The sequence below is a fragment of the Microbacterium sp. genome, assembly GCF_036277215.1.
Lineage (GTDB): Bacteria > Actinomycetota > Actinomycetes > Actinomycetales > Microbacteriaceae > Microbacterium.
Genome location: NZ_DASUNI010000182.1, coordinates 1 through 7,285, shown reverse-complemented (window position 1 = coordinate 7,285; position 7,285 = coordinate 1). Strand labels below are relative to the sequence as shown.

The following is a 7,285-nucleotide window of genomic DNA, read 5'->3' as shown; positions in this document are numbered from 1 at the left end:
CGTATCGCGGGCGATCGACGATCGGCGCTGACCACTTCCTTGAAGCGACCGCCTGTGTGGAGCTCATCCGTCACGCGTGCACGCGGATGGCCGCGCGCGGCGTGCAGAGGTGACGGATGAAGCTCCGGGTCCGCGCGGCGGTCAGACCGGGTTGCCGGCGGCGGGGATGCGGCCGGTGCGCATCACGCGGTCCAGCAGCGCGTCGAAGTCGGCGGCGAGTTCCTGCGCCGAGTCTCCGGGCCAGATGTGCAGTGGCTTCGCCGCGCCCTGCGCCTGCTGCAGCGAGGTGCGCTCCGGAAGCTGGGGAGACAGCACGAGAGGGCCGAACATGTCGCGCAGCTCCTTGATGCGGAACTGGTGCTCGATCGACTGCGGGCGCACGCGGTTGACGACGATGCCGAGGGGCTGCAGGCGCGGGGAGAGGCCGCGGCGGATCTCCTCGATGGCGCGCAGCGCACGGTCGGCTGCGGCAACGGAGAACAGGCCCGGCTCGGTCACCACGATCACGCGATCGGATGCCGCCCACGCCGTGCGCGTGAGGGCGTTCAACGACGGCGCGCAGTCGACGAGGACGAGGTCGTAGTCGGCCTCGATGGTCGCGAGCGCCTCCTCCATCTTCCAGACGTCGCGGACGCTCGGGTGCGGCCCGTCGAAGTTGATCGCGGACGGGCTGCCGATCATGACGTCGATGGTGCCCGGGTGAACCTTGGCCCAGCCGCTCGAGGTGATCGCCTGACGGACGACCTTCTCCTTGGGGTTGGCGAGGACATCGGCGACGTTGAGCCGCCCGGCGACCTGGATGTCCATGCCGGTGGAGACGTCGGACTGCGGGTCGAGATCTACCACGAGAGTCCGAACTCCCCGCGCAAAAGCAGCGGAGGCGAGTCCCAGAGTCACGGTTGTCTTACCGACCCCGCCCTTGAGCGAGCTGACGGAGAGTACGTGCACAAGCGACTACGTTACCTTCCCCTAGGCTGAGAGCACACTCAGCCCGTTCCACGGCAGTCCAGCGAGGTGTGCATGTTCCGGAAGATCCTGGTCGCCAATCGCGGTGAAATCGCCATTCGAGCGTTCCGCGCCGCCTACGAACTCGGAGCCCGCACGGTCGCGGTCTTCCCGTACGAAGACCGTGGCTCGCTTCATCGGCAGAAGGCCGACGAGTCCTATGCCATCGGCGAGCCGGGGCACCCCGTGCGCGCCTACCTCGATGTCGGTGAGATCATCCGGGTCGCGCTGGAGTCGGGAGCGGATGCGATCTACCCCGGTTACGGATTCCTCTCCGAGAACCCTGAGCTCGCCGCGCGCGCCGCTGAGAACGGCATCACGTTCATCGGCCCGCCTTCCATCGCCCTGGAGATGGCGGGGAACAAGGTGACCGCCAAGCACCACGCGATCGCCGCGGGGGTGCCCGTCCTTCGCTCGACCGAAGCGTCCGAGGACGTCGACGCGCTCGTGGCGCAGGCGGCCGACATCGGCTTCCCGATCTTCGTCAAGGCCGTGGCCGGCGGCGGAGGGCGCGGCATGCGCCGCGTCGAGAGTCCCGAGGAGCTGCCGCCCGCGATCGCCGAGGCGATGCGAGAGGCCGGCGCCGCGTTCGGCGATGCCCGCGTGTTCCTCGAGCAGGCGGTCGTGCGACCGCGCCATATCGAGGTGCAGATCCTCGCCGATGCGACCGGTCACACGGTGCACCTGTTCGAGCGGGACTGCTCGGTGCAGCGGCGTCACCAGAAGGTCATCGAGATCGCGCCCGCGCCGAACATCTCCGAAGAGCTGCGCACCGCGCTTCACCGCGATGCCGTCGCGTTCGCGAAGTCCATCGGCTATGTCAACGCCGGCACGGTCGAGTTCCTCGTCGACACCGCGGGGGAGCGAGCCGGCGAGCATGTCTTCATCGAGATGAATCCCCGGATCCAGGTCGAGCACACGGTGACCGAAGAGGTCACCGACGTCGACCTGGTGCAGTCGCAGATCCGCATCGCGGCCGGCGAGACACTCGACGATCTGGGACTCGACCAGAGCAGTATCGTCCTGCGGGGCGCGGCCCTGCAGTGCCGCATCACGACCGAGGATCCGTCGCAGGGCTTCCGGCCCGACACCGGTCGCATCACCACATACCGATCGCCGGGCGGTGCCGGTATCCGTCTCGACGGTGGAACGACCGCTGCGGGTTCGCAGATCAGCCCGCACTTCGACTCCATGCTCGCCAAGATGACCTGCCGTGGACGCGATTTCCCCGCCGCGGTCGCGCGCGCCAAGCGCGGCCTCGCGGAGTTCCGCATCCGCGGCGTCTCGACGAACATCCCCTTCCTGCGTGCCGTGCTCGATGACCCCGCGTTCGTCGCGGGCGACCTCAGCACCGCCTTCATCGAAGAGCGCCCAGGGCTTGTGACGAGCCACCCGTCGCGCGACCGCGCCACGAAGCTGATCAACTGGCTCGCCGATGTCACCGTCAACCGGCCCTACGGCGAGAAGCCGCTGTCCATCTCGCCGGGCAGCAAGCTGCCGGCCATCGATCTGTCATCGCCTCCACCCGCCGGCACGCTCGATCGCCTGCGCGAGCTCGGCCCGGCCGGCTTCGCTCGTTCGCTGCGCGAGCAGGTGCCGCTTGCGGTGACCGAGACGACGTACCGCGACGCGCACCAGTCGCTGCTCGCCACTCGTGTCCGCACCCGGGACCTGGTGCGCGTCGGACCGCACGTGGCCCGGATGACGCCCGGGCTGCTCTCGGTCGAGGCATGGGGCGGGGCGACCTACGACGTTGCGCTGCGCTTCCTCGCCGAGGATCCGTGGGAGCGTCTCGCGGCGGTGCGAGAGGCCATCCCGAACATCCCGATCCAGATGCTGCTGCGCGGCCGCAACACGGTGGGCTACACGCCGCGGCCGGTCGAGGTGGCTGAAGCGTTCGTCCGCGAAGCCGCGGCGACCGGCGTCGACATCTTCCGGATCTTCGACGCACTGAACGACGTCGGTCAGATGCGACCCGCCATCGACGCGGTCCTCGAGACCGGCACCGCTGTCGCGGAGGTCGCCGTCTGCTACACGGCGGACCTCCTCGACCCGAGTGAGACGCTCTACACGCTCGACTACTATCTGCGTCTCGCCGACCAGATCGTCGAGTCCGGCGCGCACATCCTCGCGATCAAAGACATGGCGGGGCTGCTTCGTCCGGCCGCCGCCGCCAGGCTCGTGGCGGCCCTCCGGGAGCGCTTCGATCTTCCGGTGCACCTGCACACGCACGACACCGCGGGCGGACAGCTCGCGACGCTTCTCGCGGCGAGTGCAGCCGGTGTCGACGCGGTGGATGCCGCGGCCGCCCCTCTCTCGGGTACGACCAGCCAGCCGTCGCTGTCGGCCCTGATCGCCGCCCTCGCCCACACCGAGCGCGACACGGGCATCGACCTTCATGCCGTCAGCGACCTGGAGCCGTATTGGGAGGGCGTGCGACACCTCTACACCCCGTTCGAGTCGGGACTTCCGGGACCGACGGGGCGCGTATACCACCACGAGATCCCGGGCGGACAGCTCTCGAACCTGCGGCAGCAGGCGATCGCACTGGGTATGGCGGATGACTTCGAGCTCATCGAGGACATGTACGCGGCCGCCGACCGGATTCTGGGGCGCATTCCCAAGGTGACTCCTTCTTCGAAGGTCGTGGGCGATCTCGCCCTCGCCCTCGTGGCGGCCAAAGCCGATCCCGCCGACTTCGCCGAGAACCCGCAGAACTACGACATTCCGGACTCGGTCGTCGGGTTCATGGCGGGTGAACTGGGCGATCTGCCCGGCGGCTGGCCGGAGCCGTTCCGCACCAAGGTGCTGGCCGGCAAGCAGATCTCGATCGAGGTTCCGCCCCTGACCGATGCGGAGCGCGACGGGCTGGCAGGCGACGCCGCCACACGGCGCCGCACCCTCAACCGTCTGCTGTTCCCCGGCCCGGCAAAGGAGTTCGAGGCGAACCGCGAGGCGTACGGTGACCTGTCATCCCTCGGAACACCCGACTACCTCTACGGGCTGAAGCCGGGCGAAGAGCACGTGGCCGAGATCGACCCGGGCGTGCAGCTCTACGTCGGGCTCGAAGCGATCGGCGAAGCGGATGCGAAGGGCATGCGCACGGTCATGACCACGCTCAACGGCCAGCTGCGGCCGGTGTACGTCCGCGATCGCAGCATCACCGTCGAGACGCGTCAGGCGGAACGGGCGGACACATCCAAGCCGGGTCAGGTCGCGGCTCCGTTCTCAGGCGTCGTTACCCTCAAGGCGGCCGTCGGCGACACCGTCACCGCCGGTCAGCCGGTCGCCTCCATCGAGGCGATGAAGATGGAGGCAGCGATCACGGCGCCTGTCGGCGGGGTCGTCGAGCGGCTCGCCATCGCTGATACCCAGCAGGTGGAGGCGGGCGACCTTTTGGTCGTCATCCGCCCCGCGCAGTAGCCTGGAGGGTGCGGCAATCCCCCCGCGCAACGCATTCGCCTTTGGAGTATCGCAGTGACGCCCGATCGTACCGACCCGATGCACTCCGATGACGCCGAGCACGAGCAGAATGGCGTGCTCTCCGAGAGCGGGAGCATCGACACGTCGGGCTTCGGATTTCTCGGTGGTCACACCGAACAGGTCAGCGTGCAGCTGCCGTCGGACTCGGGTGAAGATGACATCGACGACGACGTGGTCGACGACGAAGTGCCGTACCCGACCGCGGAGCTCACCGAGACCGGCGATCGGAACACCTCCGAGCACACCCCGGATTTCGCCGAAGACGTCGCTCTGACCGGCGAGCTGGAGGAGATGCCGGCCGACGCGAGCATCTATGCCTCCCGCAGCATCGAAGACGGCGCGGTCATCGAGGATGCCGTGGTGGAGGACTCGGCGATCGGCGACGCCGCGCCCGAAGATGCCGCACTCGAGGACGCCGCATTCGAGGACGCCGCTCTCGAGCACGACGCTCCGGGAGAGGAGCGTTCGCGCGTCGAAGACGTCGCCGTCGAGGACGCCTCACTCGGCGCGGGCCCCATCGCCCACAGCGACACCCCGGATGCCGAGGACGTCGGCGTCGTCGACGAGCCGCCCCTCGCACAGGTCGCGCCGGTCGCGAAGGAAGCCCCTGTCGCGCCGACGATCCCCGTCGCCGCGACAGCCACCGGCTCGCTCTCGGTCGCGAACTCCACGCCGACGACCGGCTCAGTGCCGGCCACGCGTCGGGCCGCGCAGCATCCCCAAGTGCAAGAGCGGCCCGGCCAAGCGCACGCCGTCGAACGGGTCATCCCGCGTACGGACGTCGCGATGACCTCGAAGCGACTCGGCGAGTTCGAGGCCGGTCGCGAGACAGCCGACCTGCTGACTGCAGACCGCCTCCTCGATCCGCACCAGGTCGTGCGTCCCGAGCCCGAGGGGGTCTGGCAGCACCTCCTGTATTCGATCTCAGGACACCGGATCAATCTCGGCGACGGCAAGCGCGCTCGCGCGCGAAAGGAGCTCGACCGCCGGATCGCCGCGCCGCTGAACGGGGGCGCCCGATTCGTCCCGGTCCTCTCGCGCAAGGGCGGTGTCGGCAAGACGACCGTCACCACCCTCCTCGGAATGGCGCTGGCCGATGCCCGCGACGACCGCATCATCGCCGTCGACGCCAATCCGGATCGCGGGACGCTCGCCGAGCGCATCTCGCATTCGAGCGGCAAGACGGTGCGCGACCTGGTGAAGGTGCGCTCCGAGGTGTCCGGCTACAACGACATCTCCAACATCGTCGCTCGCGACGGAACGCGCCTCGATGTCCTGGCATCGGACGCCGATCCCCACGTGTCCGAGGCGCTGAACGACCGCGACTACCACGACGTCGCGAGCCTGGCTGCGCACTACTACTCGATCGTGCTCACCGATACCGGCACCGGCATCGTCCATTCGGTCATGGGCGCGACGCTGGATCTCGCCGACCAGATCATCGTCGTCGCAGGACTCAGCGTCGACGAAGCACGCCTCGCATCCGAGACCCTCACCTGGCTTGAGACCAACGGCTACGGCGAGCATGTGCGCAACGCCATCGTCGTGCTCAACACCGCTCGGCCCGGCACGCCGCTCGTGCAGCTGGGCGAGCTCGAGGGGCATTTCCGCACTCGCGTGCGCGCGGTGGTGCGCATCCCGTACGACCCGCACGTCGCGGCAGGCAGTGCGATCGCGTTCCGCGACCTGCAGCCCGCCACCCGGCTCGCCGCCCGCGAGCTGGCCGCCACCCTCGTCGAGGGACTGCGTGCCGTCTCGCCCGCGGCGTAGGCACCCGTGGCCGTTCGACCCATTCGCGTCTTCGGCGACCCGGTGCTCCGGGCCGCAAGTTCACCGATCGACGAGATCGATGACGGCGTGCGGGCCCTGGTGCGCGACCTCGTCGACACCGTCGAACTGCCGGGTCGGGCCGGCGTGGCGGCGCCGCAGATCGGCGTCGGTCTGCGGGCGTTCAGCTACAACATCGACGGCGACATCGGGTACGTGATCAACCCCGTCCTGGTCGAGGTCTCGGGTGAGCCGGAACTGGTCGGTGAGGGATGCCTGTCCGTTCCCGGCCTCTGGCACGAAGCGCTGCGCCACCCGCACGCGACCGTCACGGGGATCGACCTGGACGGCAACGAGGTCGTTCTCGAGGGCGACGGACTTCTGGCGCAGGCGTTGCAGCACGAAACGGACCACTTGGACGGCAAGCTGTACCTGGACCGGCTGCCGAGCGAAACCCGGCGGATCGCGATGCGCGAGATCCGCGAGAGCGAATGGTTCTGAGGTCGCCTCAGCTGAGCGCCACGTTCGAGGTGTTCACCGGAACGCTGTAGAGCGCGGTGATCTCGTCTCCGAAGTCCTCCATGATGACGCTGCGCTTGATGCTCATCTTCGGCGTCAGGTGACCGCTCGCCTCCGTCCACTCGGTCGAGAGGATCGTGAACTTGCGGATGGACTCCGCTCGCGACACGTTCGCGTTGGCGGCGTCGATCGCGCGCTGCACCTCGGCGCGGACAGCAGGGTTGTCCGCGGCATCCGTCAGCGACATGTCCTTGGGCAGGTTGTTGTTGCCCAGCCATGTCGGAAGCATCTCGCTGTCCAGCGTCACGAGAGCCGAGATGAACGGCTTCTGATCGCCGACCACGACGACCTGGCCGACGATCGGGTTCGATCGGATCGGATCCTCGAGGGCTGCCGGGGCGACGTTCTTGCCGCCCGCGGTGACGATGATCTCCTTCTTGCGGCCGACGATGGTGAGGAAGCCGTCGTCGTCGATCGATCCCAGATCGCCGGTATGGAACCAGCCGTCCTG

General features: G+C 68.7%; 4 protein-coding genes and 1 pseudogene. 3 read left to right on the top strand and 2 right to left on the bottom strand.

What is annotated here, in order from left to right:
- Window positions 1-141: 141 nt before the first annotated feature.
- Window positions 142-948, bottom strand: a complete 807-nt coding sequence (locus VFX99_RS09350) for a ParA family protein (RefSeq protein ID WP_329666028.1) — start codon at window positions 946-948, stop codon at window positions 142-144.
- 72 nt (window positions 949-1,020) lie between these two features.
- Between VFX99_RS09350 and VFX99_RS09345 the strand changes: the two genes are divergently transcribed.
- The 3 genes from VFX99_RS09345 to def are packed head-to-tail and all read left to right on the top strand — an operon-like array spanning window position 1,021 to window position 6,756.
- The gene (locus VFX99_RS09345; protein ID WP_329666027.1) at window positions 1,021-4,428 is read left to right on the top strand and encodes a pyruvate carboxylase; all 3,408 of its coding nucleotides are present in this window, start codon (window positions 1,021-1,023) and stop codon (window positions 4,426-4,428) included.
- A gap of 54 nt (window positions 4,429-4,482) precedes the next feature.
- Window positions 4,483-6,258 (top strand): MinD/ParA family ATP-binding protein, encoded by a 1,776-nt coding sequence (locus VFX99_RS09340; protein ID WP_329666026.1) that lies wholly within the window; start codon window positions 4,483-4,485, stop codon window positions 6,256-6,258.
- Between the two features lie 6 nt (window positions 6,259-6,264).
- Complete coding sequence (gene def, locus VFX99_RS09335) at window positions 6,265-6,756, top strand: peptide deformylase (protein WP_329666025.1); 492 nt, start codon at window positions 6,265-6,267, stop codon at window positions 6,754-6,756.
- 7 nt (window positions 6,757-6,763) lie between these two features.
- On the opposite strand, the pseudogene VFX99_RS09330 reads toward def, so the two are convergent.
- Window positions 6,764-7,285 (bottom strand): annotated as a pseudogene (locus VFX99_RS09330) (long-chain fatty acid--CoA ligase); the annotation flags it as partial.

What these genes read in the sequence shown, in the direction of transcription:
- VFX99_RS09345 (WP_329666027.1), top strand. Translation starts at nt 1,021, where the DNA reads ATGTTCCGGAAGATCCTGGTCGCCAATCGCGGTGAAATCGCCATTCGA.